At 67.8% G+C, this 22,755-nt stretch carries 25 protein-coding genes and 1 riboswitch; of the genes, 13 read left to right on the forward strand and 12 right to left on the reverse strand.

The window, feature by feature from the left end; genetic code table 11:
- Nucleotides 1-21: 21 nt before the first annotated feature.
- The 3 genes from Q9R30_RS03695 to Q9R30_RS03705 are packed head-to-tail and all read right to left on the reverse strand — an operon-like array spanning nucleotide 22 to nucleotide 3,145.
- Nucleotides 22-906, reverse strand: a complete 885-nt coding sequence (locus Q9R30_RS03695) for a carbohydrate ABC transporter permease (protein WP_104999266.1) — start codon at nucleotides 904-906, stop codon at nucleotides 22-24.
- A complete protein-coding gene (locus Q9R30_RS03700) occupies nucleotides 903-1,817 on the reverse strand; it encodes a carbohydrate ABC transporter permease (protein ID WP_199775285.1) in 915 nt (304 codons plus the stop codon). The genes Q9R30_RS03695 and Q9R30_RS03700 overlap by 4 nt, the downstream gene beginning before the upstream one ends.
- Entirely contained in the window at nucleotides 1,817-3,145 is a 1,329-nt protein-coding gene (locus Q9R30_RS03705; protein ID WP_104999268.1) for an ABC transporter substrate-binding protein, read from the reverse strand. The genes Q9R30_RS03700 and Q9R30_RS03705 overlap by 1 nt, the downstream gene beginning before the upstream one ends.
- A gap of 122 nt (nucleotides 3,146-3,267) precedes the next feature.
- Here Q9R30_RS03705 and Q9R30_RS03710 point away from each other — a divergent pair, with 122 nt between their 5' ends.
- From Q9R30_RS03710 to Q9R30_RS03740, 7 genes are all read left to right on the forward strand, one after another.
- Nucleotides 3,268-4,449, forward strand: a complete 1,182-nt coding sequence (locus tag Q9R30_RS03710) for an ROK family protein (protein WP_311216812.1) — start codon at nucleotides 3,268-3,270, stop codon at nucleotides 4,447-4,449.
- A 55-nt stretch (nucleotides 4,450-4,504) separates the two neighbouring features.
- Nucleotides 4,505-5,035: a ferritin gene (locus tag Q9R30_RS03715; protein ID WP_104999270.1), complete on the forward strand. Its 531-nt coding sequence runs from the start codon at nucleotides 4,505-4,507 to the stop codon at nucleotides 5,033-5,035.
- A 150-nt stretch (nucleotides 5,036-5,185) separates the two neighbouring features.
- Nucleotides 5,186-5,251: riboswitch (guanidine-III (ykkC-III) riboswitch) on the forward strand.
- A 9-nt stretch (nucleotides 5,252-5,260) separates the two neighbouring features.
- Nucleotides 5,261-5,584 carry a multidrug efflux SMR transporter gene (locus Q9R30_RS03720; protein ID WP_104999271.1) on the forward strand — a complete coding sequence of 108 codons (324 nt, stop codon included), beginning with the start codon at nucleotides 5,261-5,263 and terminating at the stop codon, nucleotides 5,582-5,584.
- Nucleotides 5,584-5,922: an SMR family transporter gene (locus tag Q9R30_RS03725; RefSeq protein WP_311216847.1), complete on the forward strand. Its 339-nt coding sequence runs from the start codon at nucleotides 5,584-5,586 to the stop codon at nucleotides 5,920-5,922. The genes Q9R30_RS03720 and Q9R30_RS03725 overlap by 1 nt, the downstream gene beginning before the upstream one ends.
- Before the next feature lie 213 nt (nucleotides 5,923-6,135).
- On the forward strand, nucleotides 6,136-6,762 hold the full coding sequence (locus Q9R30_RS03730) for a nucleoside/nucleotide kinase family protein (protein WP_104999273.1): 627 nt from the start codon (nucleotides 6,136-6,138) through the stop codon (nucleotides 6,760-6,762).
- Nucleotides 6,763-6,823: 61 nt separating this feature from the next.
- Entirely contained in the window at nucleotides 6,824-7,816 is a 993-nt protein-coding gene (locus Q9R30_RS03735) for an aldo/keto reductase (RefSeq protein WP_104999274.1), read from the forward strand.
- Nucleotides 7,817-7,826: 10 nt separating this feature from the next.
- Nucleotides 7,827-8,477, forward strand: a complete 651-nt coding sequence (locus Q9R30_RS03740; protein WP_311216813.1) for an MBL fold metallo-hydrolase — start codon at nucleotides 7,827-7,829, stop codon at nucleotides 8,475-8,477.
- 88 nt (nucleotides 8,478-8,565) lie between these two features.
- Here Q9R30_RS03740 and Q9R30_RS03745 read toward each other — a convergent pair whose 3' ends face one another.
- Nucleotides 8,566-10,473 carry a DEAD/DEAH box helicase gene (locus Q9R30_RS03745; protein WP_311216814.1) on the reverse strand — a complete coding sequence of 636 codons (1,908 nt, stop codon included), beginning with the start codon at nucleotides 10,471-10,473 and terminating at the stop codon, nucleotides 8,566-8,568.
- A gap of 389 nt (nucleotides 10,474-10,862) precedes the next feature.
- Here Q9R30_RS03745 and Q9R30_RS03750 point away from each other — a divergent pair, with 389 nt between their 5' ends.
- On the forward strand, nucleotides 10,863-11,639 hold the full coding sequence (locus tag Q9R30_RS03750) for a class I SAM-dependent methyltransferase (RefSeq protein ID WP_311216815.1): 777 nt from the start codon (nucleotides 10,863-10,865) through the stop codon (nucleotides 11,637-11,639).
- A gap of 50 nt (nucleotides 11,640-11,689) precedes the next feature.
- Here the strand turns inward: Q9R30_RS03750 and Q9R30_RS03755 are convergent, their stop codons facing one another.
- Both Q9R30_RS03755 and Q9R30_RS03760 read right to left on the reverse strand, forming a co-directional pair.
- On the reverse strand, nucleotides 11,690-13,084 hold the full coding sequence (locus Q9R30_RS03755; protein ID WP_311216816.1) for an MFS transporter: 1,395 nt from the start codon (nucleotides 13,082-13,084) through the stop codon (nucleotides 11,690-11,692).
- Between the two features lie 11 nt (nucleotides 13,085-13,095).
- Nucleotides 13,096-14,415 (reverse strand): MFS transporter, encoded by a 1,320-nt coding sequence (locus Q9R30_RS03760; RefSeq protein ID WP_199775286.1) that lies wholly within the window; start codon nucleotides 14,413-14,415, stop codon nucleotides 13,096-13,098.
- Nucleotides 14,416-14,707: 292 nt separating this feature from the next.
- On the opposite strand from Q9R30_RS03760, the gene Q9R30_RS03765 reads away from it, so the two are divergent.
- The 3 genes from Q9R30_RS03765 to Q9R30_RS03775 all read left to right on the forward strand — a co-directional run bounded on the left by Q9R30_RS03765 (nucleotide 14,708) and on the right by Q9R30_RS03775 (nucleotide 16,928).
- Nucleotides 14,708-14,977, forward strand: a complete 270-nt coding sequence (locus tag Q9R30_RS03765) for a hypothetical protein (RefSeq protein ID WP_311216817.1) — start codon at nucleotides 14,708-14,710, stop codon at nucleotides 14,975-14,977.
- A 36-nt stretch (nucleotides 14,978-15,013) separates the two neighbouring features.
- A complete protein-coding gene (gene trmB / locus Q9R30_RS03770) occupies nucleotides 15,014-15,937 on the forward strand; it encodes a tRNA (guanosine(46)-N7)-methyltransferase TrmB (protein ID WP_104999280.1) in 924 nt (307 codons plus the stop codon).
- A gap of 142 nt (nucleotides 15,938-16,079) precedes the next feature.
- Nucleotides 16,080-16,928 carry a DUF1206 domain-containing protein gene (locus Q9R30_RS03775; RefSeq protein WP_104999281.1) on the forward strand — a complete coding sequence of 283 codons (849 nt, stop codon included), beginning with the start codon at nucleotides 16,080-16,082 and terminating at the stop codon, nucleotides 16,926-16,928.
- A gap of 35 nt (nucleotides 16,929-16,963) precedes the next feature.
- On the opposite strand, the gene Q9R30_RS03780 is transcribed toward Q9R30_RS03775, so the two are convergent.
- Both Q9R30_RS03780 and Q9R30_RS03785 read right to left on the reverse strand, forming a co-directional pair.
- A complete protein-coding gene (locus Q9R30_RS03780) occupies nucleotides 16,964-17,626 on the reverse strand; it encodes a zf-HC2 domain-containing protein (RefSeq protein WP_311216818.1) in 663 nt (220 codons plus the stop codon).
- Complete coding sequence (locus Q9R30_RS03785; protein ID WP_311216819.1) at nucleotides 17,623-18,123, reverse strand: sigma-70 family RNA polymerase sigma factor; 501 nt, start codon at nucleotides 18,121-18,123, stop codon at nucleotides 17,623-17,625. Before Q9R30_RS03785 ends, Q9R30_RS03780 begins: the two co-directional genes overlap by 4 nt.
- Before the next feature lie 169 nt (nucleotides 18,124-18,292).
- Between Q9R30_RS03785 and Q9R30_RS03790 the strand changes: the two genes are divergently transcribed.
- On the forward strand, nucleotides 18,293-18,823 hold the full coding sequence (locus Q9R30_RS03790; RefSeq protein ID WP_311216820.1) for a hypothetical protein: 531 nt from the start codon (nucleotides 18,293-18,295) through the stop codon (nucleotides 18,821-18,823).
- Nucleotides 18,824-18,832: 9 nt separating this feature from the next.
- Here the strand turns inward: Q9R30_RS03790 and Q9R30_RS03795 are convergent, their stop codons facing one another.
- The 3 genes from Q9R30_RS03795 to Q9R30_RS03805 form a co-directional block, all read right to left on the reverse strand.
- The gene (locus Q9R30_RS03795; protein ID WP_104999285.1) at nucleotides 18,833-19,555 is read right to left on the reverse strand and encodes a hypothetical protein; all 723 of its coding nucleotides are present in this window, start codon (nucleotides 19,553-19,555) and stop codon (nucleotides 18,833-18,835) included.
- Entirely contained in the window at nucleotides 19,548-20,126 is a 579-nt protein-coding gene (locus tag Q9R30_RS03800) for an RNA polymerase sigma factor (RefSeq protein ID WP_104999286.1), read from the reverse strand. Before Q9R30_RS03800 ends, Q9R30_RS03795 begins: the two co-directional genes overlap by 8 nt.
- A 191-nt stretch (nucleotides 20,127-20,317) precedes the next feature.
- Nucleotides 20,318-20,989 (reverse strand): protein tyrosine phosphatase, encoded by a 672-nt coding sequence (locus Q9R30_RS03805; RefSeq protein WP_311216821.1) that lies wholly within the window; start codon nucleotides 20,987-20,989, stop codon nucleotides 20,318-20,320.
- A gap of 170 nt (nucleotides 20,990-21,159) precedes the next feature.
- Between Q9R30_RS03805 and Q9R30_RS03810 the strand changes: the two genes are divergently transcribed.
- On the forward strand, nucleotides 21,160-21,753 hold the full coding sequence (locus tag Q9R30_RS03810; RefSeq protein ID WP_311216822.1) for a DUF5655 domain-containing protein: 594 nt from the start codon (nucleotides 21,160-21,162) through the stop codon (nucleotides 21,751-21,753).
- A gap of 73 nt (nucleotides 21,754-21,826) precedes the next feature.
- Here Q9R30_RS03810 and Q9R30_RS03815 read toward each other — a convergent pair whose 3' ends face one another.
- A complete protein-coding gene (locus Q9R30_RS03815) occupies nucleotides 21,827-22,678 on the reverse strand; it encodes a hypothetical protein (protein ID WP_104999288.1) in 852 nt (283 codons plus the stop codon).
- Nucleotides 22,679-22,755 lie beyond the last annotated feature (77 nt).

Raw genomic sequence — 22,755 nt, forward strand, 5'->3', positions numbered from 1 at the left:
GGACAGCCTCTCTGGAGAGCACTAGCGGATCGTGGAGCCCCACATGTTTGTGAGGTAGCGGCGCATGAAGAAGATGAAGATCAGTGCCGGGATCACCAGCAGGAAGCCGCCGGCGAACCGGTAAGCCAGCGGTGACTCGGCGAGGGAACTGAGGACCTGGGCCGGCAGCGTGCGCTGGTTCAGGGTGAGGATCGACGCACCCAGGACTTCGTTCCAGGACATGACGAAGGTAAAGATGGAGGCCGCGGCGATGCCGGGGATGGCCATGGGCATGACCACCTTGAGGAAGGCCTGCACGGGGGTGCAGCCGAAGATGCGGGCAGCTTCCTCGACGTCGCGCGGCACGCCCAGGAACACCGAGGACGTGATCAGGATGGTCGTGGGCAGCGCCAGTGCGGTGTGGAGCAGGACGACGGCAAGGACGCTGTCATACAGCCCCGTCTGCAGGAACAGCTGGGCGAGCGGCACCGAAAGCACCACGATGGGCAGCGCACGGGTGAAGAGCAGGAAGAGCTGGTAGGGGTCCCGGCCGGGGAAGGCGAAACGTGCCACCGCGTACCCGGCGGGAACTCCGATGATGAGGGAGAGCAGGAGGGTGAAGATGCCCACCTGGACGGAGTTGATGAGCCCGGCCAGGACGCCCGTGGACTGCAGGAACGTCTGCATGGTTTCGAGGGAGAAGTTGCTGGGAACAAAGCTCAGGGGGAACGCCTGCAGGGCCGCCCTGCTGGAGGTGGCGGACAGCGCGATCAGGTAGATGGGGAGCGCCATGAAGAGCGTGATGAGGATGCAGCCCACCTGGAGCAGCACCCGGCTGCGGCGCCGCCGTGCCAGCGGCCGGCGGTCCACTTCCGGCTGGGGCCGCGATTCCGGAGCCGTTGCCTGGTTGGTGGTGGCGTGGCTCATCGGGCTGCCTCCGATTGGTCTCGCAGGAGCTTGAGGTAGCCGACTGCGGTCACCATGGACACTGCCATGACCACCAGGGCCAGGGCCGAGGCCACGTTGGCGTCCTGCAGTCCGGTGTACCACCGGTAGGTCTCGCCGACCACCAGCGGGAAGTTCTGGCCGGTGAGGGCCAGCGCCACGGCGAAGGTCTGGAACGCGAGGATTGTCCTCAGGATCAGGGCCGTCTGGAGGCTGGGACGCAGCAGCGGGAGGGTCACGTGCCAGAGCCGGTCCCAGAAGCCCGCGCCGAAGACGCCGGCGGCCTCCTCGTAGTCCTTGGGGATGGACTGCAGCCCTGCCACCACGATGACGAACACCAGGGACGTGGCGCGCCAGACCTCGGCGATCAGCACGGCCATGAACATCGAGGCGTAGTTGTCGTAGGCGAGCCAGGAGACCGGTTCAAGGCCCACGGAAGCCAGCACGGAGTTGAGGTATCCGCGGTCCGTGAAGACGGTCAACCACACCAGGCCGGCGGCAAGGTCGCTGACGGCCAGGGGTATGGCCCAGATGTAGAAGTACACCGACGAGCCCCGCGGTTTGGCCCGGATGAGCAGGGCCATGGCAAGCGCCAGGACGAACTGGATCGGAATCATCACCACGATAAGGAGCAGCGTGTTGCCCACGGATGACCAGAAGTACGGATCCTGCGCCATCCGGGTGAAGTTCGCCGTCGTAAGCCCTTCGGGGCCGCCGAACGCCTGAAGGATGCCGCTCACCATCGGCCAGCCGAAGAGCAGTGTCATGAAGACGATGGACGGGGCGATGAGCAGCATCGCTGCCGAGGTGCCGCTCCTGCGCGACGGCCGGCCCCGCGGCGCTGAGGGCCGGGGCCGGGGCTTGGCGTCCGCCGGAGCGCCGGGGGCAGCCATCAGGAGACCTTACATGGGGTCTGTTTGGGATCCGGCGCCCAGCAGGGGACGTTGAGGCTGTCCATGATCTTCGCGAGTTCCGCACCCTGCCGGTCCAGCGTCGCCTTCACGTCTGCGTTGTTCAGGCAGATTTCCTGGAAGCAGTTCTTGAAGAGCTGGGAAACCTGGGGGTCTTTGTCTCCCAGGCCGACCGGCGGCAGTGCGAGCAGCGCATCGGAGGCCTCCTGCTGGGCCTTGACTGCCTTTGCCTCAAGGGCGACGCCGCCGGGAAGGTCGCCGCCGACTTCCGTCTTGACAACGGGGAAGAAGGAATTGGATTTCAGTGTCTCAATCTGCGCCTCGGGCTTGGACAGGGCCTTGATGAGTTCGAAGGCCTTGTCCTTCTCGGGTGAACCTTGGGGCACTGCCATGCCGCCGACGATCAGCAGGTAGCCCTTGCCCTTCGGACCGGACGGCGCCGGCACCATCAGCCATTCGTCGGGCTTGTCCTTGACCGCGGTGATGAGTCGGGCCACATGGTCCCAAGCGACCATGACCTCACCGTTGGCCAGGGGCTCCTGCATGAAGTCGTAGTTCGCGGAGGCGGGGTTGGTGTTAGCCCAAAGCTCCCGCATATAGGTCCAGGCCGTGACGGCATCCGGGTTGCGGAAGGTGGTGATTTGTCCGCCGGTGAAGCTGGGGAGGAGGAAACCCTGGTAGAAGCGGTGGTGGAGGCCTTTGGGCCCCGCCGGAATGCCGAAGACCGGCCGGCCGTTCGCTGCTTTGGCGGCCTGCGCCCATGCCAGGTACTGATCGTAGGTGAGCTTGTTGACGTCGGCTCCCGACGGCAGCCACTCAAGCGCCTTCTTGTTGATCGCCAGCACATATGTCGCCTGGATCCACGGAATGTACCGGGGAACGTCCGTGCCGAGCTTGGACAGCTCCTTCAGATCGTCTGAGTATCCTGCCGAGGACAGGTCGTTCATCAGGGAGCTGAGGTCCTCCAACTGTGAGGCAAAGGGAACAAGGTCGCCGTGCAGGCCTCCGGCAATTCCCACCTCCACCTTTCCGGCCGAAAGCTGGGACTTCAGGGTGGTGTTGAAGACGCCGGTGTCAACGGGGTTGTAGGCCACCTGGATATCCCCGGCAAACTTTTTGAGCGTGGCTTCGTACTTTTGCCGCTCCTCCACCGGGGAGAACTGGGTGGAGAGGAAGTTGACCGAGCCGGCCCCTCCGCTTCCGCTGGTATTCACACCGCAGGCCGCGAGGAGGGGGCCTGTGGCCAGGGCCAGCAGGCCTCCCTTCAACAAGGTCCGCCGGCTGACGTCGAAGTGAGCGAGATCGGACATGGGAGCCTCCTGCTTAAAGGGCAGATAGTATTTTTGTCTGATGGTCGATCATAATTGTGTGATCCAGACCACGTCAACGCCCCGGCTGCAGGCCAGCCTGGTCCACTTCAGAGGGAGCGAGCATGACCCAGCAGAGGACGCTCGTCGGGGGCTCGGGCCAACCTCCGGTGGGGCTTGCCACAAGTGCCGGCCATGTTCTCCAGCTGCTGCGCTCGAACGCGGCAGGTTACAGCCGCGCGGAACTGTTGGACATCACGGGCATGGCGCGGTCCACCCTCTATGAACGGCTCGACGCGCTTTTCGCCGCGGGCCTGGTTTATGAATCCACCCCAATACATGCCCAGCGCGGCAGGCCGCCGCGCGCCCTTCGCTTCGATGACCGCAACAAGCTGGTCCTCGGCATCGATATCGGCCACACCCACGCGGGGATCCACCTCCTGTCCCTAAGCCGCGAAATCGTGGCCTCCGCCCTGCTGCCCATCGATATCGTGCAATCCCAGGAGGACGTGGCCGGCCAGGTCATCAAGGAGTCCCTCCGTCTGCTCGACGGGCGGCAGCCCGTGGGAGCGGGAGTGGGACTGCCCGCTCCCGTAGACCCGCTCCACCGGCTGGGGCTGGAGCGGACCGTCCTTGCCCACTGGGACCTCCAGCGCCTGCAGGAGGTGATGGAGTCAAGGCTGGACTGCCCGGTCCTGCTGGAAAATGACGTCCGCTCGATGGCCGTAGGGGAGGTCCGGGAGCCGCTCGAATCCCTCGTGGCTGTCAAAGTCAGCACCGGCGTCGGCTCCGGCATTATTGTCGGCGGCGCACTGGTGCGTGGCGCCCACGGCGCCGCCGGGGACATCGGGCACGTCCGCGTCCCCGAGGCCGCGGGCCGGCGCTGCCGCTGCGGCAGGGACGGCTGCCTCGCCGCCGTGGCCTCGGGGCGGGCGCTGCTCGCCGATCCGAAGCTCTCCGGCTATGGGACGCTGCGGCAGCTTGTGGACGCCTGTGGCAGCGACCCCGCCGTTCGCTCCGCCGTCGCGGAAGCCGGAAGGGTGCTGGGACGTGCGCTCGCCGCGACCGTGGGCACGCTGAACCCGGGGCGCATCGCCATTGGCGGGCTCGTCGGAGTGCTCCCGGACTTCCTGCGTGCCTGCCGCCGGCAGATCCTGGACGACGCCTTCGAGCCCTCCCTGGTGGACCTGGAGATTGTGCCGGCGGACAGCAGGACCGCCACGGCCATTGGCCTGTGCAGGCTGGTGGAGGAGAGCCTTTACGCGCCGGAGCGTGTTGAACAGTTGCTGGTGCAGCGGGCTGGCTGAGAAGTGAAGCCTTCCCATACTGGCCACGCCCAGCGGCCGTCCCTAGACTCGGGCTATGACCACTTCAAACTTCAATGCCCTCCTGTCCACCCAGATCGGCAATGAGTTCGCTGCCTCCCAGCAGTACATTGCCGTGGCCACCTGGTTCGCCAACCAGGACCTCCCCCAACTGGCCAGATACTTCTACCGCCAGTCCGTGGAAGAGCGGAACCACGCCATGATGATGGTGCAGTACATGCTGGACCGGGACATTACCTTCACCATCCCCGGCGTTCCGGCCGTCCGCAACGACTTCGCCTCCGTCACGGAGCCACTGGCCCTTGCCCTGCAGCAGGAAAAGGAAGTCACCAAGAACATCGAGGACCTGTTCCGGGCCGCCCGGGGCGAAAATGACGCCCTGGGCGAGCAGTTTATGCTCTGGTTCCTCAAGGAGCAGGTGGAGGAAGTAGCCTCCATGACCACGCTCCTGAACATCGCCGAGCGCGCGGACAACCTGTTCGACATCGAGAACTTCATCGCCCGGGAAACCATCGGCGACGGCGGCCGCGACGCCGCAGCGCCCGAGGCCGCCGGCGGCGCGCTCTAACCCTCCCTGCCCGGCCCAACTAGGTAGCGCTAAGTGTCGTTTTGGAGGCTCATAACGACACTTAGCGCTACCTAGTTGGGGTGGAAGAGGCAGTGGTGAGGTTCGCCACCACCGGTGGCCCGCCGTCGTCGCGCGTTGCTACGCTGGAAAGCAAGGCTCTGCAACCGAGCCTCCGGACGACGGTTCAGTACCCGGCACACGACAAGACTGGCCAAAGGATCCCCCATGTCGTGGCTGATACTCATTCTTTCCGGCGCCCTCGAGGCCGTCTGGGCGGCAGCCTTGCACCGCGCCTTCCAGGCTGCCGGACGCCGCCGCATTGCGCCGGCTGCACTCTTCCTGGTGTCCGCCGCGGCAAGCACCGGCGGCCTGGCACTCGCCATGCAGTCCATTCCCACCGGCACGGCCTACGCCGTGTGGGTAGGCGTCGGCGTGGTGCTGACCTCCGCCTACGCGATCGCCAGCAGGGTCGAGCGCCCGACGGCGGCGCGCCTCCTCCTGCTGTCCGGCATCGCAGTGTGCGTGGTGGGCTTGAAGGTGGTGGCGTGATGCTGCAGCACAGGGTTCCCTGGCTGGTGCTGCTGGCCTCGGCGGTCCTGGAAGCCGTGTGGGCCACGGCCCTTGGCCTGTCCTACGGCTTCAGCAGACCGCTCCCCACCATGGTTTTCGCCGTTACGGCAACGTTCAGCATGCTGGGACTGGGCTGGGCCATCCGGCACATCCCCTTGGGCACCGCCTACGCCGTGTGGGTGGGGGTAGGCGCCGCGCTGACCGTCGGCTGGGCAATGGCCACCGGCGCGGAAGCCTTCAGCGTGCTCAAAGTGGCTTTTATCGCGGGGATCGTGGGCTCCGTCGCCGGCCTGAAGGCTTTGCCGCAGGACCGGTAGAACCGCGCAGCACCAGTCCCTGGACCGCAACAGCTACGATTCGGGCGACTGGTTCCACATCCTGGACCAGACGGGCGGCACCAACGGCTTCGGCCGCGGACTGCCGCCAAAGGCCTGTTCCACCTGGGTGACGCCGGCCTGTGCAGCAGAGGGGCGGCGTTCCAGGCTCAGCGACTGTCCTGTCCTGTCCCCCGGGCAGTCTAGGCTTTTGCCATGGACTCCCCCGAGATCACCCAGGCCATGGACGCCCTCCGGCGCCGGCTGGTTCCCGGGACGCGCATCATCCTGGGCATCGCCGGAGCGCCCGGCTCGGGCAAGTCCACCTTCGCGGAATGGATCCGGCGGCAGTTCGGTCCAGGGCAGGCCGTGGTGGTGCCCATGGACGGCTTCCACCTGGGCAACGCCATTATTGACGGCACGCCGCTCCGGCAGCGCAAGGGGGCCATGGACACGTTCGACGCCGGCGGGTACCTTTCACTGCTGCGCCGCCTGGCCCGGCGCGACGAGCCGGTGGTTTACGCGCCGGAGTTCCGGCGCACCCTGGATGAACCCGTGGCAGCCTCCATTGCGGTGCCGGCGGAGGTGCCGCTGGTCATCACGGAAGGCAACTACCTGCTGATGGAGCAGGAGCCTTGGAAAGACATCCGAGCCCAGCTGGACGAGGTGTGGTTCGTGGACACGCCGCCAGCGCTGCGGCTGGGCCGGCTCGTGGCGAGGCATGTCTCCTTCGGGATGGACCGGCAAGCGGCGGAAGCGTGGGCAGCCGGTCCTGACGAAGCCAACGCCGTACTGATCCAAGCCACCCGGCGGTCTGCGGACCGGGTGATTCCCTGGGATTAGGCCCTGCCCAGCGACTGTGAAGATTTTGAGCCTGCACAAGAGGAAACGAACAGGAGAACCCATGGCATCCACAGTTGGACTCGGCGACGGCCTCAGCGTCAGCCCCCTCGGCTTCGGCGGAATGGCGCTCACGCCGGTCTACGGGGAGGTGGACCCGGAGGACGCTCTCCGGACGCTGCATCACGCCGTCGACTCCGGTGTCAGCTTCATTGACACCGCGGACATCTATGGCGGGGGCAGCAACGAGGAACTGATCGCGCGGCTGCTGAAGGAGCGGCGGAACGAGGTCCAGCTGGCCACTAAATTCGGTTTGGTGGGGACGCCGGCGGACGGCTACACGGACATCCGGGGGGACGCCGCCTACATCCGCCAGGCCGTGGACCGCAGCCTGCAACGGCTGGGAACCGACCGGATTGACCTCTACTACATGCACCGCCGTGACCTCCGCGTTCCGATTGTGGAAACCGTGGAGGCCATGGCGGAGCTTGTGCAGCAGGGCAAGGTCAAGCACCTGGGGCTGTCCGAAGTGACGGCCCAGGAGTTGGAGGAAGCCTCCGCCGTCCACCCCATTGCGGCGGTCCAGAGTGAATGGTCCATCTGGAGCCGCGACGTGGAACGCAACGTTGTTCCTGCCGCGGCCGCCCTGGGAGTGGGTTTTGTGCCGTATTCGCCGCTGGGCCGGGGATTCCTCACCGGCACCGTGGACGCCTCGAGCCTGGGCGAAAAGGACTTCCGACGCCGGATCCCCCGTTTCGCCCTGGATGCTGCAAGCGCCAACCAGGCAGTGGTGGACACCGTCCGGTCTGTGGCTGGCGAACTGGACGCAACACCTGCCCAGGTTGCCCTGGCCTGGCTGTTCGCCCAGGGCAGGCGGCTGGGCCTGCCGGTCGTCCCCATCCCCGGCACGCGCAAGCGCCACCGGATCGACGAAAACCTAGGCGCCCTCGCGTTGGACCTCACCCCTGCCCAGCTGGACGCGCTCGGTGAAGCCTCGGACGCCGTCGTCGGCTCCCGCTCAGCGGACCCCAACTGGGTGTCCGAGGGCCGTGAATAGACTCAAGCCCATGGACTCACTTCTGTACGACCTGCCAGCCCTGACCATCCGCGGCATTTCCGTCAGCGAAATGGACAACAACGTGTACCTGCTGACCGCCAAAGGCAGCGGCGAGCAGGTGCTGATCGACGCCGCGGATGACCTTCCCGCCATCCGGCAGCTCCTGCAGGATGCGGCTGGGGACACGCCCGCACCGGCGCGGCTGGCCGTAGTCGCCACCACGCACCAGCACTGGGACCACGTCCGGGCGCTGAAGGAGCTGGTGGCCGCCACCGGGGCGTCCACCGTTGCCGGAACGGACGACGCCGATGCGCTGCCTGTCCCAGTGGACCGGCGCCTTGGGCAGGGGGACACCGTTGCCGTGGACGGCATTTCGCTCACCGCGGTCCACCTGCGTGGACACACACCGGGCTCGATTGCCTTTGTGTATGAAGACCCCGAGGGGCCAACGCACATTTTCTCCGGCGACTCGCTGTTCCCCGGCGGCGTGGGCAACACCCAGAAGGATCCGGAGCGGTTCAGCCTGCTGCTGTCCGACGTAACCGAGCGGCTGTTCGGCATCTACCCGGACACCGCCGTCGTGCATCCGGGACACGGCAAGCCGACAACCCTGGGCGCTGAGCGGCCGCACCTCGAGGAGTGGCGCGCCCGCGGCTGGTAAGAACCCGCCGTTTTCCGCTACCGAATCTGACGGCCGCTCCCGGGATCCCGGGAGCGGCCGTCCGAATGGGGCGCGAAAGTCCGAAAGGTTAGCGGCTGCGGCGCTCGTTGGACGCCGGAGCCGACGCGCGGCGGGGACCGCTGCGGGCGGGACGGCCGGAGCCGCCGCCGTTGCTCGAACCGTAGGACCCGCCGGACGTGCCGCCGGTGTTGGAGGACCAGACGGCTTTGTTGCCGCCGCTGGCCGCACCCGCACCCGCACCAGCGGAGCGTGAACCGCCGCGGGTACCTGCACCCGCACCGGCTGCCGCGCGCTGACCGGTTGCCGGGCGTCCACTGCGCTGGCCGCCCGAGGCAGCCGGACGTCCTGAGCTGGCCGGGCGGCCCGTGCCGCCGCGGGGGGCTTCGCTGCGGGTTACCCGCGACTCTGCACGGCCGTCCGAACCGCGGCCGGCCGATGCACGGCCACCTGCTGCGGGGACGTCGTTGCGGTGCGTGGAAGCGGTGACGCGGCCACGGTTGTTGCGCCGTGCCGCCGCTGCCGCAATGGCGCGGTCCTCGTTCTGCTCAGCCACCCGATCGAATGCTGCGCGGGCTTCGGTACGGCCTTCGAAGGCAACGGCCCGGCGCTCGGCGCGGGGAACATCGGTGCGGACAGGCTCGGCCGAAACCTTGCCCCGGCCGCCGCGGCCGCCCCGGCCGCCCGTGGTGGGTGCGGCCTGGCGGCGTGCGCGCTTGCGCTCGGCGTTGGCACCCGTGGAGGTGCCGCCGCCCTGCTGCGCGGCCTTCTTGGCCAGCAGTGCAGCGCGGGTTCGCGGGTCGATCTTTTCTGCCATCTCACCCACGAGTTCGGCAACGAGCGGTGAGTTGGCGGTGACCCGTTCGAAGTTGACCTCGACGCCGGCGGCCTTCATCAGCTTCTTCACGTCGCTCTGCTGCTCCGGGAGGGTCAGCGTGACAACGGTGCCGTCGGAACCGGCGCGGGCGGTGCGGCCTGAACGGTGCAGGTACGCCTTGTGCTCGGTGGGCGGGTCAACGTGGATGACCAGTTCGACGTCGTCCACGTGAACACCGCGGGCGGCGACGTCGGTGGCCACCAGGACGCGGACGTCACCGTTGGAGAACTCGGCGAGGTTGCGGTCACGGGCGTTCTGCGACAGGTTGCCATGCAGGTCGACGGCCGGGATCCCGGCGTCGGTCAGGGTCTTGGCCAGCTTGCGGGCGTGGTGCTTGGTCCGCATGAAGAGGACGCGGCGGCCGGCACCTGAGGCGAGCTCAACGATCAGCTGCTTCTTGACGGTCTGGTCGTTGACCACCAGGACGTGGTGCTCCATGGTGGTGACCGCGGCCTGGGGGTCGTCCACGGAGTGAGTCAGCGGATTGGACAGGTAGCGCTGGACGATCTTGTCCACGCCGTTGTCCAGGGTGGCGGAGAACAGCAGGCGCTGGCCTTGGCTGGGGGTCATGTCCATGAGCTTCTTCACCACGGGCAGGAAGCCAAGGTCGGCCATGTGGTCCGCCTCGTCCAGCACGGTGATTTCCACGGCCTCGAGAGTGAGGATGCGCTGGCGGATCAGGTCCTCCAGGCGGCCGGGGCAGGCGATGACAATGTCGACGCCGGCACGCAGCGCCTTTTCCTGCCGCGCCTGGGAGATGCCGCCGTAGATCACGGTGGTGTTCAGGCCGGCAGCCTTGGCCAGCGGCTCGATGGTGGCGTTGATCTGGGTTGCCAGTTCACGGGTGGGAGCAAGGACCAGGCCCATCGGGCGGCCGGGCTTGCGGAAGTACGGTGCTTCGCGCTCGGCGAGGCGGGCCACCAGCGGGATGGCGAAGGCGATGGTCTTGCCGGAACCGGTGCGGCCGCGGCCCAGGACGTCGCGTCCTGCAAGGGTGTCAGGGAGGGTCTTCACCTGGATGGGGAACGGGGTTTCGATTCCCTGGGCGGTGAGGGTGTCGGCAAGGGCTTTGGGCGTGCCGAGGGCAGCAAATGTAGTCAAAGTCAAAGGTCTTTCAGGCGGTATCCATGCGGATATCGGCCCCCGATGCCGGTTGGCTCAAGGGTTCGCCGAAGAAAATTCAGGTGATCAACCAGCCTGCTGCCGCTTATGCAAAGCGGCGGCCGGGACCAAATGGAATGCGTTCATCGACGCAGGATGTGCCTCTCACATGAAAAAAGCCCAGCCCCTGGATGAAGGGGGACCTTCACACAGGAAAACCTGGGCATCACTGCACATCAAGTTCCACCAGTCTAGCATCCCGGGCCCGCTCCCCTTCTCCGCCCCTCCCAACTAGGTAGCGCCAAGTGTCGTTTTGACCCATGAAAACGACACTTGGCGCTACCTAGTTGGGCGTTGCCTTGGGGGCGGGGCCGGGGCAGGCTTGAGGCATGAGTGAACACGCCGCCCGCGGGAACGACGCGCAGCATCCTGAACCGCAGCAGAAGACGCACGACGCCGGGCCTGGCCTTTCCGACGGAACGCTCACCGAAGGCGTGGCCATACACGCCGGAGCCGACGCCGCGGCCATCTGGGACGACCGATACCGCAGCAAACCCCGGATGTGGAGCGGCAAGCCCAACCCCCAGCTGGTGCGGGAAGCCGGCGGCCTCCGTCCCGGTAAAGCGCTGGACCTTGGCTGCGGCGAAGGAGCTGACGCCATCTGGCTTGCCCAGCAGGGGTGGACAGTCACCGCCATCGACGTCTCCGCGGTGGCCCTGGACCGGGCACGGTCCCATGAAAAGGCCGCGCTGGCACGGGAAAGCGTCCATGCCGCGGAGGGCACCATCGGAAGCCGGATCACCTGGCAACAAGCGGACCTTGACCAGTGGGAGCCCGGGGACTCCTTCGACCTGGTTACGTCGCAGTTCCTGCACTCGGAGGAGCTCGCCTGGCAGGGCCCGCTCCGCACCGCCGCAGCGGCGGTCAAGCGCGGCGGCACGCTGCTGGTGGTGGGGCACCACCCGGACAGGCTCCCGCCGTGGGGCGGCGGGCACAACCACCGGGGGATGTTCTATACCTGCGATGAGCTCGTCCAGGAACTGGGGCTTGACGGTCCCGAATGGCAACTGGAGGTCCAGACCAGCCGGGAGCGGCCGGTCACCGGGCCTGACGGACGGCACGCAACGATCGCCGACGTCGTCCTGCGGGCCACCCGGCTGCCCTGACCCCGCGCCCCGGGAATCCGGCGGCCGGCCCGGGTGCCCCGTTGGGCGCGCTACGTGCGCGGACGGCCGGTGATCCGGGGCGCGACGGCGGCCGCGGCGGCGGCGAGCACCGCGGCGAGGCCGAAGACCCCGGCGAAGGATTCCGCCGTCGTCGTAAATGCCGCGAACACGATGCCCGTGGTGGCGAGGGCAAGCGCCCCGCCCAGCGAGTCCGCGATGGACATGGCGGAGCTGTTGAAGCCCTCATTTTCCTTGCTGGACAGCGCCAAGGTCATCACACTGAGCCGCGGATACAGCAGCCCCATGCCTCCGCCGGCAAAAATCCAGCCGGCAATGACGACGGCGGGCGGCCAATGGAACGCGGTGGTGGCCAAGGCGAGGATCACCGCGCCGAGGACCATCAGGGCACCAATGCTCACGGCACCGCGGTGGGACAGCCTGCTGCCCAGGCGTCCCTGGACGGCCGCAGCGCCTGCCCACGCCAGCGCCCCGCCGGTGAGGGTAAGGCCGGCGAAGGTGGGCGGAAAGGCATACTGCTCGATCAGCAGGTACGGCAGGTAAACCTCGGCCCCGAAGAACGCAGCCGAGGCGAGCCCGCGCACCAGGATCACGCTGGGCAGGCCGCGGCGGGCGGCAAGGGTGCCCCGCGGAACCAGCGGGCGGACGGCCAGCAGGGCAATCACGACGGCGGCAACCGCCACGAGTGCCGGCGCGGCGGGAACACCGGGGATCCGGATTTCCCGTGACAGGTTGAGCCCCAGCACAGCGAGCGCCGCCAGGGTTGCCCAGGCCAACCGGCCCGGCGCCCAGGGTGGCCGCAGATGCGGCGCCCCGGCCGGTTCAGGCTCCAGTCCCCGGAGCACGGGCGCGACCATGAGCAGCGCTGGGATGACCAGCCCCACCACGCCCAGGAAGACCCAGTGCCAGCTGAAGACCTGCGCCACGATCCCGGCCGCAAAAGGCCCCACCAGTGACGGGATCACCCACGCCGCGGAGAACGCCGCAAAGATCTTGGGGTGCAGGGTGCCGGGATAGATGCGCGCCACCAGCACATACAGCGCCACTGTCAGGGCTCCCCCGCCCAGGCCCTGCACCAGGCGGCCTGCAACCAGCACGGGCATGGACACGGCGGTTCCGGCAATCAGCAGGCCCAGCACAAACAAGGCCACGGAGGCGTAGAGCGGGGCTGTGGGGCCGCGCCGGTCGGACCAGTTTCCGGCGGCAACCATGCCGATCACGCCTGTTGCCAGGGGCCCGGCAAACGCGAGCGCATAGAGTCCTGCGCCGTCGAGTTCGCGGCTGACCAGGGGCATGATGGTGGTGACGGCGAGGGATTCGAATGCGGCCAGGAACACCAGGGCACACGTGCCAACCGTCACCCAGAGGTACGTCCCCCGGAGGATGCCCGCCGCGGGACTGGTCGTTGGAACAACGGAATCCTGCACGGTGACCGCCCTTAACTGACGAACCGGTCGCGGCCGGCGCGGTACCCGAAGATCCCCGCCAGCAGCCCCACCACCAGGAACAGGACCCCGGCTGCTGTGAAGGACCCTGTAGCCTGGTGCAGCTGGCCCACCATCAGCGTGCCGGTGGAGCCCAGCCCGTAGCCCACGCCCTGCATCATTCCGGACAGGTGTGCGGCGGTGTGCCCGTCCCGGGTCCGCAGCATGATCATGGTCAGCGCCGCGGCGGTGAGGCTGCCCTGGCCCAGTCCCAACAGGCCCGCCCACGCCCAGACCAGCTCCAGGGGGCCGAAGATGCTGAGCGCGAAGCCCGCCCCGGTCATGAGGGCCACGGCGGCGTTGATGGCACGCTGGTCCTTCAGCCTGGCGGCGAGTGCGGGCGCGAACAGCGAACCGAGCATCTGCAGCACAATGGACATCGAGACGATCAGCCCCGCCGTTGCCCCGTCCACGCCCCGTTCCCGGAGGATCGGCGCCAGCCAGGCGAAGACGCTGAAGGACATCATGGCCTGCAGCACCATGAAGATGGTCACCTGCCAGGCCACGGCGGAGCGCCACACGTTCACGCCGTCCCTGACGGCCTGGTGCCGGATGCGCGGCTGTCGGAGGGCCACCGGGAGGAACAAGAGAAGGACGACGGCGGCAGGCACCGCCCAGGACCACAGCGCCAGGGTCCACTCCCCCGTTGCCGTGTAGACCGGGTAGGTGAAGCCTGCCCCCAACGCCGCCGAAGCGCAGATGGCTGTGGTGTAGAGCCCGCCCATCAGGCCCAGCCGGTGCGGGAAGTCGCGCTTGACCAGCCCGGGCAACAGCACGTTGCACAGGGCGATGGCCGCCCCGCAGGCCGCTGTCCCTGCCAGGAGAGCCGGCAGGTGGCCGGCGTCCTGCCCGGTTGCCGGCAGGCCCAGTTCAGCGGGGCGCAGCAACAGCCCTGCCGTAAGCACCGCCATGGCGCCGAGGAGCACGCGCTCGGCGCCGAACCGCCTTGCCAGTACCGGGGCCAGGGGCGCGAACACGCCCAGCAGCGTGACGGGCACGGTGGTCAGCACCACCACGGCCCAGCCGGGCAGGGCTGCCTGGGCCATTACCTCGGGAAGGACTGCGGAGAAGCTGGAAAAGACTGTCCGCAGGTTCAGTCCGATCAGGACCAGGCACAGCCCCAGGTATACGAGCTGCCGGCGGCTGCCAACCTGGGTGGGCCCGGGCGCGGGCGTCTCGTCAACTTCTGCGTCCACCAGCGTCCCTGGCTGCCCCTTCACCCCAGGGTCACCTGCCCGGCGGTTCCATGCCTTGGCATTGGTCGCTTCCCTCATCAGCCCATTCTTGCAGGGTGGGCTGGCTGCCCGGGTTATCCACATATGGACCGCGGCACCTTCCGGCGGTTCCGGCGCCACGCCTACGTTGTAACTTGCAGCAGCCGCAGGTTGCTCAGCGATCAGCGCAAACGGCAGGAGGATGATGGGCATTCAGCCACCGAATGAACCACGTGGGCACGGGATGGCGCAGGCCGGGGAAACTCCGGCGGAGAGCAGGGCACCCCTGGTCCACGGCAACGTGCGCAAAGCAAACGCCAGCCTGATATTGGCCGGCCTTTCCCTTGCCAGCATGACGATCACAGCTCCGCTGGCCATATTTGCCATGCTTGCCACATATCCGTCCAACGGCCCGTCAGAGACGCCCTGGCTGGTGCCTTTAGCGTTCTTTAGCCTGCCCCTCCTTTTTTCGCTGCCGTCACTGGCACTGTCCATCCCCATCGTGTACGGCCAACCGCACTCACCGCCCGGGCGGGGGCGGGCCGCCGTTGCACTGTGCATCGGCGGCTTAGTGGTTGCCCTGGCCGCGGGTCCTGCACTGGACCAGTTGGGGAACCTGTGAGCAGCACACGGTCCGTGCGCCGCTATTCTGGAAGGGATGAGCGAATCCCCGGAAAACCCCCAGCAGCCGCATGTCCCCAGGCCCGTCACGCCCGGGACGCAGGCTTCCTTTGGCACGTACGGCGGCCGGCCGGTCAGCTTCGTCCGCCGCGGCACGCGCCTGCAGGGCCGCCGGCAGGCGGCCTGGGAGGAGCATGCGGAACGGTGGGCGGTGGACGTCCCCCGCCACGTTGCGAACACCTCGGTCCACCCCGACTACACATTCGACGCCGAAGCCGAGTTTGGCCGCAAGGCTCCCCTCATTGTGGAGATCGGCTCGGGCCTGGGCGACGCCGTGTGCCACGCCGCCGAGCAGAACCCGGACACCGACTTCCTGGCAGTTGAGGTCTACACCCCGGGCCTGGCCAACACCATCATCAAGATCAACAGCCGCGGCCTCAGCAACGTCCGGGTGGTGGAGGCCAACGCCCCCGAAGTCCTGGCCACGATGCTCCCGGCGGGCTCCGTCAGCGAACTGTGGGTCTTCTTTCCCGATCCGTGGCACAAGTCCCGGCACCACAAGCGCCGCCTCATCCAGCCCGAATTTGCCGGCCTCGCAGCCCGTGCCCTGAAACCGGGAGGCCTGTGGCGGATCGCCACCGACTGGTCCAACTACGCCGTCCACGTCCGGGATGTCCTGGCGGGTTCACAAGACTTTGAAAACCTGCACACCGGCGAGCGCCGCGGCCCGGAAAGTCCCCTCACACAGGTGTGGCAGTCGGGCGTCGAGTCCGTGGTGGGCGGTGCGCCGGTCAGGGAGGGCCGCGCCCCCGTCAGCACCGAGCACACCGGCCCCAACGAAGGAATTGACGAAACCGGCGGCTGGGCGCCCCGTTTCGAAGGACGGATCCGGACCAGCTTCGAGGCCAAGGCCCACGAGGCCGGGCGGCTGATCTTCGACCTCTGCTACCGCCGGCTCTAGGACCGTCCTGCAGGGCCGCAGCCGGCGTCCGGCCATGCTGAAGCCGGCCACTCCCGCCGGCCGCCGGGGGCGGCCACTGTTCCGCACCGCCTCCGCGTGGCACGATTGCCCTGTGTGCAGGGGGCGCACGCCAGCTGAGCACATGCACAAAGGAACAGCCATCAAAAAGGAAATGAAGCAGGCCGTTGACGCGGCGGAAAACGTCACCAACTCGCGGACGCTGGAACTGCTGGCGAGGGCAGGCTTCGCGGCGAGCGGCATCCTGCACCTGCTGGTCGGCGCAATCGCCATCAGGTTGGCATCTGGAGGTACCGGAAATGCTGATTTCAGCGGCGCGGTGGCCGAGCTCGCCACCCAGCCCGCAGGGCCGTTCCTCCTGTGGGCAAGCTTCGCTGCCTGCGCCGGCCTGGCACTATGGCAAACCAGCGATGCCATCTTTGACTACAACCGCCTGCCCACCAAGGAAAAAGCCGGAAAGAAGGCCAAGGCCGGCGTCCAGGCGCTCGTCTTCACCGGACTCGCCTTGACGCTCATGTCCTTCGCCATGGGAACAGGGTCCGGCGGGGACAACCAAAAAAGCGCCGCAGACCTCACCCTGACCTTGATGAGGGCTCCCGGAGGTGTGGCCCTGCTGGTCCTGCTGGGCGCCGCCATCGCCGTCACCGGAGTCATCTACGGTATCCGCGGCCTGAGGAAATCCTTCGAAAAGCACCTGGTCATGCCGGCTTCCCCGTCAGCCCGGACTGCAGTTACGGTGCTTGGCGTCACGGGGTACGTGGCCAAGGGCACGGTGCTGCTGCTGGCAGGCCTGCTGATCGCGGTGGCCACCCTCCAGGCCCATCCGGAAGACTCCACGGGACTCGACGGCGGGCTCCGCGCCCTCCGTGACCAGCCCTTCGGCGTCTACCTCCTGGCCGCTGTGGGGGCGGGCCTGATCTGTTACGGCGTCTTCATGGTAGTTCGCGCCAAGCTGGGCAAATTGAACAACTAGCCTGTTTGACGGCGGGGGCCCCCAGGGCCGGCACGTCAGGGGACGGTGATCACGGCCACGGCGCGTTCGGTGGCATCGCGCAGTTCAACGCTTGCGATGCTCCCCAGCTGGAGCGGCGTGGCCCCGGTGACCTTGACCCTGCCGCTGGGAGTCGCCGTCCAGGCGCACGCCCGGTCCTCGCCGCCGTCGCGGTCCCGTACCCACAGGGACAGCGTCCCCTCGGCCGGGAGGCTGCTGCCGTTCACGGCAAGCTCTGTTCCCCAGGTCTTCCGGGCGAGGTCCACCCTGAACTGGAGGCCGCCGCCCGACTGCACCGAGTAGGTGGCGTCCGGCTGCGGGGGCCGGACCAGGAGCGGACCGCCCGCCAGGCCCAAGGCAAGGCACGCGGCGGCTGCGGCGGCTGCCAGCGCCGTCCACCGCCGTCGTAATGTCCGACGGCGGTGCGCCAGTTTGCGCAGCAGCGGCACCGGATCTGGGAACGGCGCCGGATCAGGCTGTCTCCGCGGCTCAGCCGTGAGCGCCGCGGCGTCCGGCACGGGGAGGGCGTCGAGCAGCATGGGAACCTTCTCCAGGCCCGCAAGTTCATCGCGGCACTTCCCGCACTCCTGCAGGTGGGCCTCGAACGTTTCGAGGTCCTTGGCGTCCAGGCCGCCCAGGAGGTAGGCGCCCAGCAGCTGGTGCGGTTCCGCGGTGTTCACCGTTCCACCCCCATCTCGTCCAGGATGGTGCGCAAGGCCCGCACGGCATAATAGGCGCGCGATTTGACCGTTCCGCTGGGGATGTTGAGCTGGACGGCGGCCTCGTTCACGGTGAAGCGCCGGTAGTGCAGGGCCACCAGGACGTCCCGGTGTTCCTTGCTCAGCCGGACCAGGGCCTCTTCCACCAGCACGCGGTTGAGGAGCTCGTCCACTTTCTCCATGACTGCTGCGGGCTCGGTAACGTCGCCTTCCAGCATTTCCGCGGGGCGGCGCTGCGCCCTGCGGTAGTTGTCGATCATGATGTTCCGGGCCGTCCGGTACAGGTAGCTGCGCAGGCTCCCGGTGATCTCAGGCGTTTGCTGCCAGACGCGCAGCACGGTTTCCTGGACCACGTCCTCGGCGAGCTGCGGATCCCGGGAAACGCCCAGCACAAAGCGGCGCAGGGCAGGGCCGTGGTCGCGGTAGATGGACTTCACCACGTCCTCATCAAGCGGCACGCCGTCCCTCCTGCCGGGGTTCACCCACAGTTCTTTTATACGCCCGTAAAGACGCCGTGGTCCGGCGGAAGGTTCAATGCGCGGCGGGCGTGAACCAAACCCCGTCCCGGTGCGTCGTAAGGATTAGCGTCCGGTGATCCGACGCCGGGCCCAGCCAAGGAGCAACCCCATGAAACGCAACGTGGGCGCAGGCCTCGCCGCCCTGGCCCTTTCCGCGGCGCTGGCCGCCTGCGGCGGCAGCACCGGAACCGCACCGGCCACCACCGGTCCGGCGGCCACCAGTTCGGCAGCCACGGCGGGTCCGCCCGCCGCTTCTGCAAGCGCCAGTGCCGCCGTCGAGCTCAAGACAGCCTCCTCAACCGCGGGGGCCATCGTTGTGGATGCCAAGGGCATGAGCGTCTACTTCTTCACGAAGGATGTCAAGGACTCCGGAACCAGCGCCTGCACGGACGCCTGCCTTGCAGCCTGGCCGCCGGTCACCACCACGTCGGAACGGCCGTCCGCGGACGGCGTCAGCGGGGCGCTGGGCACCATCGCGACGCCGGACGGGAAGAAGCAGGTAACACTGGCGGGACTGCCGCTGTACTACTTCGCCAAGGACGCCAAGCCCGGCGACATCCTGGGCCAGGGCGTCAACAACGTCTGGTACCTGGCCAGCCCGTCAGGCGCCATGGTCAAGGCAAGCGGAGCAGCCTACTGAAAAGCGGGTTTAGGGCACCGGGACCGTGGGCAGTGTTCCGGGCAGCGTAATGTCCGACGGCCCGGGGACGGGGACCGGGGGGCGGCCGAGGCCTTCCGCAAGGTCGTCCGGAACGGCGGCGGGCAGCGTGCCCGATGCCGGTAGGTCGGCGGCGTTGCCCGGAGAGGCCTGGCCGGGGGCGGTTTCCGGTACTCCGGGCCCGTCGGAAGGCACAGCCGGGAGTCCGCCGGCCGGCACCGGATCCGGGCCGGGGGCTGGGACGGCCGGGGCAGTTGCCGGGCCGGCTGGATTCGCCGGGAGGGGCGCGGCGGGTTCGTCGGCCTGGTTGCCGGCAGGTGCTCCCCCGGAGCCGGTCATGAATGAGGTGATGCTGTGGCCCAGTTGGGTGAAGGACTCGCGGATCCCCTGGTCCGACGCCGCCGCAACAGCGCCGCCGGCACTCAGCGAGAGCGCCACGGACAGCGTGGTGAGCGCGACGCGCCGCTTGGCCCTGCGGCGTGCCGCCAGCTCGTCCGCGCGAGGGACGTCATCAAGGGTTGCGGCCGGTTGAGGGGCAGCAGCCACGGCCGGCATCATCAGCGCAGCGACCGCGGCGGAGGGCGCGGGAGTGGCGTCCGCGAGCGCACGAAGCTCCAGCAGCGCAGGGCGGAGCCGGGCGTCGTCGTCCATGCCTGCCTCGAGGAGCAGCTGGTTTACGAACGAGTCGCTGCGGGATGCTGCGGTGTCACTCATGATTGCCCTGGTTTCGTTGAAGCGTCTGTGCCTTGAGGTTGTGCAGGGCCCTGCGCTGGAGCTGCTTGACGGCTCCGGTGCTCTTGCCCATGATGCCGGCCACCTGTTCTATGGACAGGTCGGCCACTACGCGGAGGGCCAGGACTTCCTGGTGTTCATCGCTGAGTCCGTCCAGCATTGCGGCGGCGCCGCCATGAAGTTCAACGGCGTGTTCTTCTGCCGACGGCGTGGTCCTGGCGTCCAGCTCGGGATCGTAGGGGCTCAGCTGGGGCCTGCGCTCCAGCCGGCGGTAATAATCAACCATCCGCGCATGTGCCATGGAAAAAAGCAGTGACTTGGCGCCTTGAAGACCGCCCGTGAGATCGCCGATTTTCGGGTAGAAGGCAAGGAAGACGTCCTGGGTGACCGCCTCCGGATCATCCACCCCGCGCGCCCGGAGGTACCCCTGGACGGGGCCGGCGAAGGACCGGTAGGCAGCACCGAACAGCACAGCCGGATCTGTTCCGGCCGTACCCTCGAGTATGTCGGTCTCTTCTTGGGCCAAAGTGCTTAGCACCAGCGGCTCCTCCATCCCGGGACGCGGCTCACGCCTGTCCCGGTCTCGGGTTCGGACTGCCAGTCTCCATGGTGTTGCGTGCCGTCATTCGGCATCTGGTCCGGGCACGTTGCCGCACGTGCGGCTGGCGTTCGTGCAGACCCGGACTGCCGTACTGCGGGAACGGAGCCACTGCCGTTCCCGCAGTACAGACTACCGACTGGCGGTTAGCGGACCGAAACGGAGGGGGTGTCCACTACGCTGCCGGCTTCGGCGGGGACAGCCGGAACGGCGGGAACGGCGGGTTCGCCGTCGACACCGGGAACGGCGGGAACTGCCGGAACAGCAGGCGCTTCGGGAAGTTCAACATCAACAGCTGCGGACCCTGTAGCGGCGGCGCCGGCCTCGGCGGCGGCGTCAGCCTCGGCAACGACGTCGGCGCAGAAGCTTTCGATGTTTGCCTCGCCTTCAGCGGCGATCACCAGCGAGGAGAAGCCCTCGGAGGAAGCGTTGAGGCCGCCGTTGGTGAAGGCGGTGCACAGGCCGAAGGCTGCGGCGCCGGCTGCATCAACGGCAGTGTTGGCACCAGCGGAGGCGGAGGCCTGGGCGGAAGCGTTGTCGCCGGTAACGGTGGCGTCGCCTGCGGCTGCAGCGTCGGCGTCAGCGTCTGCGGAAGCGTCGGTGCCGGCAGCGGCGTCGGCAGTTGCCTGCGCGTCGCCTGCTGCTTCTGCTGCCAGCTTCGGGGCCGGTGCGCCGAAAAGGTCGTGGGCGGTCTGCTGCGCCTCGGCGGGGAGGACACCGGAAACGGCGGCGGCGCCGGTTCCGCCGACGGCAATGGTGCCTGCTGCCAGGACTCCGGCGGCTACTTTGCTGGTGGCAAGAACGGTGAACAACGACATAAGACACTCCAGAAACTAGACAACAGGTTTGATTCGGGCCCGGCGGGCGGACCCATCACCTCCTACATCGCAGGGGACGGCGGAAAGGTTACGGGTAGCCAAAAAATCTTTTCGCGGCCTCCTGCAGGAGGCTGCAGGGCGGCCGGGACCGGCAGCGCTACGATCGACCCATGCCTACGGATCCGGAACCAACAAAGAAGGCCAGCACCTGGCAAACAATGGTGGACAGCAATAAGGCGCTGCTTCTGCGGAAGACAGGCAAGGACACCGCTCACTGGGCAGGGCAGGCCCGCGCCGCCGGCATCAAGGACGACGGCGAGCTCCGCACCTGGATGCGGGACGGCTTCGGGGTGACGGGTTACGCCCGGTATGCAGTGTCTTGGGAAATGTTCGGATACCCGGACTTCATGCTCCGGGACGCCGATGAACTGATCGACGGGCAGTACGCCAACCACCCCCAGTTAAGGCCCATCGCGGACGCCATCCTGGGCTGGGCGTCCGCCACCGAAGGCGTGCAGATCCAGATGCGGAAGGGCTACGTCTCACTGCACAGCCCGCGGCGCAAGTTTGCCCAGGTTACCCGCACCACCAATACGGCCGTGGATGTCACCCTCCGGCTCAACGCCCCTGCTGAAGGCAGGATCGAGGCAGCCAGGACCCGGGCGGACGATCCCTTCACCCGGAAGGTGCGCCTGACATCCGTGGACCAGGTGGACGACGAACTGCTGGACATCCTGGTGGCCGCTTTGGAGCAGAACAGCTGACCGGCTAAGGGCACGGACCCGGGCACGCCTGGAACATGGCGGCCCGGGCCATCAAATGCGGCCAACAATGCCCCTAGGCGTTGGCCATCTCCGTGTCGGCTTCCTCGAACTCCACCGCGGCCACGATCTCCCGGGTTTCCGGGTTGATCATGAAGGCCTCGTCCTCCTCCTCCACCATGAGGAAGTCGCCGTGATCGGTGGAGAAGTGCCACGCAAGGACCCGCTCGCCGTCGTGGACGTAGTTGGGGTCGCCCATGGTGATCTTGAGGAGCTCATACCCCGCGATGCTGCAGAGCTCGCGGATGATGAGCTCAAAGTCGGGGGCCTCCTCCAGCGCTTCGGCTTCGGCCTGGGCCTTGCGCTCGGGCAGGTCGGTGATCATCGACACCAGCCGCTCGATGTACGCCCCGACCTCTTCGTCGTCAAGCACCAGCAGTTCAGCCTGGCCGCGCAGCCAGGCGGCGTTGAGCGCGGTGATGTTTTCGCTCTCCAGCAGCTCCTCGAACTCGCCGTCGAGCTCCTCCATCCGGAGGACGCCGTCGGGCGTGTCCTCCGTATCATCCAGGCCGCCGTCGAGGTAGTGCTCCTCGTCTTCTTCGGACAGGTCGTCGAACGCCTCAACTGCCCTGTTGAAGAGGTCAAGGTGGGCAGCGGCGCCCATGCCCGCCATGCCTTCGCGGATCAGCGTGTCAGTTTCGGACCTGTCGACGGCGGTGAACACGTACTGCGCGAAACCGCCCTCCAGGGCCTGGGTGAGGTAGAAGTCCACGTAGTAGCTGCGGACGGCCACGGGTGACATCTCTTCGGTCCGGAGCAGGGCGGTGTGCATGGCATCCACGATGCTGACGTTGGCCTCGACGACGTCCTCGTCGCTTGAGTCGATGCTGCTGCTGGTCAGGACGACGGGCTGCTGGCTGGTGATCATGGCAATCCTCACTGCTGTTGACGGGTGGTGCAGGGTACGTTTTCACGCTACGTCGGGCGGGCCGACGCGTTGCTGAG

Origin of the sequence: Arthrobacter sp. AB6 (genome assembly GCF_031844545.1) — a bacterium.
Taxonomy (GTDB): Bacteria; Actinomycetota; Actinomycetes; order Actinomycetales; family Micrococcaceae; genus Arthrobacter.

Excerpts from the sequence above, each read along its gene's own strand:
- Q9R30_RS03695 (WP_104999266.1), bottom strand. The coding sequence starts at position 906 with ATGAGCCACGCCACCACCAACCAGGCAACGGCTCCGGAATCGCGGCCC.
- Q9R30_RS03700 (WP_199775285.1), bottom strand. The coding sequence starts at position 1,817 with ATGGCTGCCCCCGGCGCTCCGGCGGACGCCAAGCCCCGGCCCCGGCCC.
- Q9R30_RS03705 (WP_104999268.1), bottom strand. The coding sequence starts at position 3,145 with ATGTCCGATCTCGCTCACTTCGACGTCAGCCGGCGGACCTTGTTGAAG.
- Q9R30_RS03710 (WP_311216812.1), top strand. The coding sequence starts at position 3,268 with ATGACCCAGCAGAGGACGCTCGTCGGGGGCTCGGGCCAACCTCCGGTG.
- Q9R30_RS03715 (WP_104999270.1), top strand. The coding sequence starts at position 4,505 with ATGACCACTTCAAACTTCAATGCCCTCCTGTCCACCCAGATCGGCAAT.
- Q9R30_RS03720 (WP_104999271.1), top strand. The coding sequence starts at position 5,261 with ATGTCGTGGCTGATACTCATTCTTTCCGGCGCCCTCGAGGCCGTCTGG.
- Q9R30_RS03725 (WP_311216847.1), top strand. The coding sequence starts at position 5,584 with ATGCTGCAGCACAGGGTTCCCTGGCTGGTGCTGCTGGCCTCGGCGGTC.
- Q9R30_RS03730 (WP_104999273.1), top strand. The coding sequence starts at position 6,136 with ATGGACTCCCCCGAGATCACCCAGGCCATGGACGCCCTCCGGCGCCGG.
- Q9R30_RS03735 (WP_104999274.1), top strand. The coding sequence starts at position 6,824 with ATGGCATCCACAGTTGGACTCGGCGACGGCCTCAGCGTCAGCCCCCTC.
- Q9R30_RS03740 (WP_311216813.1), top strand. The coding sequence starts at position 7,827 with ATGGACTCACTTCTGTACGACCTGCCAGCCCTGACCATCCGCGGCATT.
- Q9R30_RS03750 (WP_311216815.1), top strand. The coding sequence starts at position 10,863 with ATGAGTGAACACGCCGCCCGCGGGAACGACGCGCAGCATCCTGAACCG.
- Q9R30_RS03760 (WP_199775286.1), bottom strand. The coding sequence starts at position 14,415 with ATGAGGGAAGCGACCAATGCCAAGGCATGGAACCGCCGGGCAGGTGAC.
- Q9R30_RS03765 (WP_311216817.1), top strand. The coding sequence starts at position 14,708 with ATGACGATCACAGCTCCGCTGGCCATATTTGCCATGCTTGCCACATAT.
- trmB (WP_104999280.1), top strand. The coding sequence starts at position 15,014 with ATGAGCGAATCCCCGGAAAACCCCCAGCAGCCGCATGTCCCCAGGCCC.
- Q9R30_RS03775 (WP_104999281.1), top strand. The coding sequence starts at position 16,080 with ATGCACAAAGGAACAGCCATCAAAAAGGAAATGAAGCAGGCCGTTGAC.
- Q9R30_RS03790 (WP_311216820.1), top strand. The coding sequence starts at position 18,293 with ATGAAACGCAACGTGGGCGCAGGCCTCGCCGCCCTGGCCCTTTCCGCG.
- Q9R30_RS03795 (WP_104999285.1), bottom strand. The coding sequence starts at position 19,555 with ATGAGTGACACCGCAGCATCCCGCAGCGACTCGTTCGTAAACCAGCTG.
- Q9R30_RS03800 (WP_104999286.1), bottom strand. The coding sequence starts at position 20,126 with ATGGAGGAGCCGCTGGTGCTAAGCACTTTGGCCCAAGAAGAGACCGAC.
- Q9R30_RS03805 (WP_311216821.1), bottom strand. The coding sequence starts at position 20,989 with ATGTCGTTGTTCACCGTTCTTGCCACCAGCAAAGTAGCCGCCGGAGTC.
- Q9R30_RS03810 (WP_311216822.1), top strand. The coding sequence starts at position 21,160 with ATGCCTACGGATCCGGAACCAACAAAGAAGGCCAGCACCTGGCAAACA.
- Q9R30_RS03815 (WP_104999288.1), bottom strand. The coding sequence starts at position 22,678 with ATGATCACCAGCCAGCAGCCCGTCGTCCTGACCAGCAGCAGCATCGAC.